Here is a 4,019-nt window from a genome sequence, read left to right on the forward strand (position 1 = left end):
GGGCGAGAGTGCACCGACACCATAATAAGCCTGGCACAGTTTGCGACCCTGGCGCATCTCCTGCTGGACATGCTGCCACTCGTCGCGCTGGTCGGCGAGCTGTGGGAGGAAGCGTGCAGATTTGGTGTCGGCAAGACTGGTCGTCCGCATCACCTTGAATCCGGCCTTTGAGGTCGCCGATTCCTCATCAGGATAGGTGAGGCCCAATACGGTCATGACATTGCAGCCGAAGCGCAGCTTGTCGTTGATCATGTCGCCGATGATCTTCTGGACATCCCATGGTGCCCACTGCTTGGGAAAATTGCGAACCGAGAAAAAGCGCCAGTCAAACTGGTCAGGGATGATTTCGCCAATGATCGGTACACCATCGACCTTCTCGCCGGTTGCACGGAAGCGTTCGGCGTGGAAAAGTAACCGGTCCGGAGTGACCTGCGTCTCGAGATCGCGGCGCACGCATTGATATGCGATCGGATCGAGTTCGCTATAGGTCTCAGGCTTGTCACCATTGTCGACGGCCGCGCACAGAAAATCGTCAAAATAGCCGATCAGCTCAACGGGTGAGACATCGCGATGGGGGATGCTGAGGGCCTGCAACGTGCCGTAAAGACTGTCGCGTACGCTGGACAAAGTCTCTGGTGTTACGCCTCCGTTCAAGGGAGCGCCAAGACTGATGAAGACCCTGTGGTTCCTCAGATAGAAGGGCGCGTCGCGCGATAGCGATTTCCATGCTCCGCGCCGCAGCCAGCGCGCACGGTGTTGGGCGGCGCGTCCGTAAACGCCTTTGGCGACAATCCGCGGCATCACCCAATCAGCTATTTTCTCGCCGATGCTCGGGCTCTGCCAATGGATGAACTGGATGTGGCAACCCGAAGGCACAGCATCCGACAGAAATTGGGTCAGGATCTCGCCGCTCTTTTCGTCAGCCCCCATCATGGGAGACGTCTCCAGCACAAAGCCGAGCGAGTCGGTGTTGACGAACATCCGCGTGCGCGTGTCATAAGAGCGATAGGGCACCCAGCTCGCAAGCATAGGCGCACCCAAGCGACCGCGTTCGCCTTCAGGCTGCGCGGCATCGCCAAAACACATGGTGAGGAAGCGGTCCCAAAGGCCGGCACCCTGTGGCATCAGTCCTGCTCCACCGTTCCGGGAAAGCTTGCGGGTTGGTTGGCAACCGCTGGTTGCTCGTCGGCGGGGCGTTTGGCTTTGCCTTGGATGTCGCCGCTTGCTTGGCTTTCGCTTGCCGATAACACCGGGCCCGGCCCGACTACAGGCGGTGATTGGGGCTTTTGGGCCAAGCTGACAGCGCCAGATCCGGGACCGGCAGCCACCGATTGTGCCTTGGCACTCAGCTGCTCGTCGACTGCAGCCTTGATCTCTGTGGGCGTCGTCGGGCGCCGTCCAAGACCGCGCGCACGCGCAGCAGCGACACTTGCAGGATCGGGTGCGCGTGTATCGAACCCTGCTATGGCTGGTTCCTGCGTGGTGGGTCCGCCTTGAACCCGTTCGAGTGACCAGCCGGCCATACCCGTCTGTCCAACGCCTTGCTGGGCAGAGTGCGGCGCCATTTGTGCTGCCTGCTCACGCGACATTGTCGACGGTGCTTGCGGATCGCTGCCGCCAGCGCCGAGTTGCATCCAGCCACCGGCATCGGCAACTGCATGAACCACTCTGGCTTCATGGAGATAGCCGCGCTGATCGACATAGGATGGGAAGACCACTTTCACCACGCGCCGGTCGCGGTGTACGACGCCGCCCGAAGCAGTGATGATTTTGCCCTCGCCGCGCATTTGCGGCTGCGGCCATGGACCCGATGTCGGCGTCATCGGGCGGGCATTTTGAATGGTGGCAAGGGCTGCATCGTCAATCACCGTCGACGGTGCACAGGTGCCCCCAGGGGCCGAACAAGAGAAATTTCCTTTCACATTCCCGCCAAGGAGCGTCGCGCATGCGGCGAGCGGCAATGCAGCGAGACAGACCGCAGCGGTACCGCCTCCTCCTCGTGCGAAGCGGTTGTTCTTGTGTGACACGGACAATGGCGCCACCGCGCTGGCGATGCGCCAATAGGCTTGGGCTTCTGCAGTCGTCACCCGGTCGTGGACACAGTGCAACAATCCGCCGGATTGGCGCTTCAGAGCCGGGTTGAATCTGGCCATCTGGTTGGCCCCAAGGAATTTCAAGGGCGCCGGATCGGGATCTGCGATAGCTGGCGCCTCGGCACATACAGAGCGCCACAATGTTTTGGCCTGGACTTCGTTCAAGGGCAGGTGACACTGGACGAGGCGCAAACTTGACCGAGCGGCTATCGCATCAGCAAGGCGGCGGGTTTCGCGGTGAGAGAGGACCCTGCTCATGACCGGACCTCGTTCAACCATTTGGCGATAAATTCTTTGGGACGATAGCCCTCGATCACCGCACCGTCCGAGCGCACCAGCACTGGCGTACCCGAGATCCCATTTTCACGCGCAAAACGCTCATTGGCATCAAGTGCCGAAGTGTCGCAATTGCGCGACTCCCCGATCTGCTGCCCCGAGTACGCGGCCTTCAGGGCTTTGCGACGGTCACGCGCGCAATAGACCTGGTTGGCAATTGCGCGGCTGCCGAGAATGGAAATCGGCCGTTCCATCACGCGGACGTCCAGCTGCTCGAGCGTGGCGGTCAGCGCTTTGCAATAGCCGCATGAAAAATCCGAAAAGACAGTGACCGTCTTGCCAGCCTGATTGCCCCAGACGATTGCGCCCGCGTCAGACAGGCTTGCGAGCGACAGGGTCTTCGCCATGCCTCTGCCCGCAGCGCTATTTTGACCACGCAGCTGCGCTTGGCTTGTCTCGGCCTCACGGCGCGAACCCGCCGCACCGCCAATCAAGAGATCGGGATTGACGTCGACCAGCCGGGCTGCAGTCAGGTCCTGACGCGTTTCGAGATCGAAGATGCGTCCGATCATCAAATAGCGCGCACCCTGGTCGATGTAGAAGATTTGCGAGCCAGCGGTAACTTCGCAAACGCCGCTCACAATCTGGCAGTTGATCCGCGACACCTGCGTTTTGGGAAGTCGCTGCTTCAGCTGGGCGAGAACCGACTTGTCCTTCTCGGATTCCACATATTCGCTGGTGTTCGATGCCAGGACGAGCGATGCTCCGCTTCCCAGAAGCGCTGCGGCAAGGCCCCAGATAAGTTGCTTCCACTTCATTGTCACTCTCCTCAACCGCTGATGAACACGCCTTCCAAAAACACGATTTCGACATCGATCCCGGTCGGCATCTCGATGACCGGCTGATATTGTTCGGCGCGCTCGATGAGATATTTCGAGACCATGTCGGCCGAGGTCGCGACGCCCTCGCCTATTCCACCTTCAAGAATGTCGCCGGTGCCCAGTCGCTGGCGCTTGCCGTCAACGCTGACATTGGTGCCCTGGAACAGCGATTGGGTGTTGGCTGAAAAGCCCCTGCCAAAACCGCCCGCAAGACCCGCGATGAACGCCTGGCCCACGAGCGAGCCTTCCCGGCTGACCACGCGGCCACGCACGCCGGTTTTGCCACCAAAGGCAATGAATCCCTTTACGTCGCTGACGGCATATCGGCCGCCCGGTTGGGGACAGGTCATGCGCTGCAGTTTGACATAGACTTTTTCTGAACTGAGATCGCCGCGTGCTGCACCATTGACCAAGCAGCCGGTGATGTTGGTGGTGAGCAATCGTCCATTGTCATAGACCGACCGCGCCGGCCCCGTGATCCGAAGCACGACCGGCAATGGGTCGCTCTGACTTTGAACGCTGGCGCTCGCATCGACACCAACAATGACTTTGGCGACGGCAATGGAATTGGGGGGAAGATAGCTTGTGCTGTCAGTGTACACCGTATTTCCTTTGGGAACCGGCATGCCCGTACCCACCGGCGCATCGCCGAATGATACCAGCTTGACCTCGCTGCTGCGGGGGACCGGTAGCCCAGCGGCAGTGGCTGCAGCTTGCCCCGATGGCGTAAGCGGTTGCGCTCCACCCTTTGGATTTGCCTGAGCATAGC

The 4,019-nt window shown here is 60.5% G+C and carries 4 protein-coding genes; all 4 read right to left on the reverse strand.

The window, feature by feature from the left end:
* On the reverse strand, positions 1-1,125 hold a 1,125-nt coding region (locus tag ABL922_RS14130; protein ID WP_349024853.1), incomplete at its 3' end, for a TraC family protein.
* A complete protein-coding gene (locus ABL922_RS14135; RefSeq protein ID WP_349024854.1) occupies positions 1,125-2,153 on the reverse strand; it encodes a hypothetical protein in 1,029 nt (342 codons plus the stop codon). The genes ABL922_RS14130 and ABL922_RS14135, both read right to left, overlap by 1 nt.
* A gap of 194 nt (positions 2,154-2,347) precedes the next feature.
* Positions 2,348-3,187, reverse strand: a complete 840-nt coding sequence (locus ABL922_RS14140) for a DsbC family protein (protein ID WP_349024855.1) — start codon at positions 3,185-3,187, stop codon at positions 2,348-2,350.
* A gap of 11 nt (positions 3,188-3,198) precedes the next feature.
* Positions 3,199-4,019 (reverse strand): TraB/VirB10 family protein (locus ABL922_RS14145; protein WP_349024856.1); only part of this gene is annotated, 821 nt, incomplete at its 5' end.

It is taken from the genome of Sphingorhabdus sp., assembly GCF_040079335.1.
In the GTDB taxonomy this organism is placed as follows: Bacteria; Pseudomonadota; Alphaproteobacteria; order Sphingomonadales; family Sphingomonadaceae; genus Sphingorhabdus_B.

Excerpts from the sequence above, each read along its gene's own strand:
- ABL922_RS14140 (WP_349024855.1), bottom strand. The coding sequence starts at position 3,187 with ATGAAGTGGAAGCAACTTATCTGGGGCCTTGCCGCAGCGCTTCTGGGA.
- ABL922_RS14135 (WP_349024854.1), bottom strand. The coding sequence starts at position 2,153 with ATGGCCAGATTCAACCCGGCTCTGAAGCGCCAATCCGGCGGATTGTTG.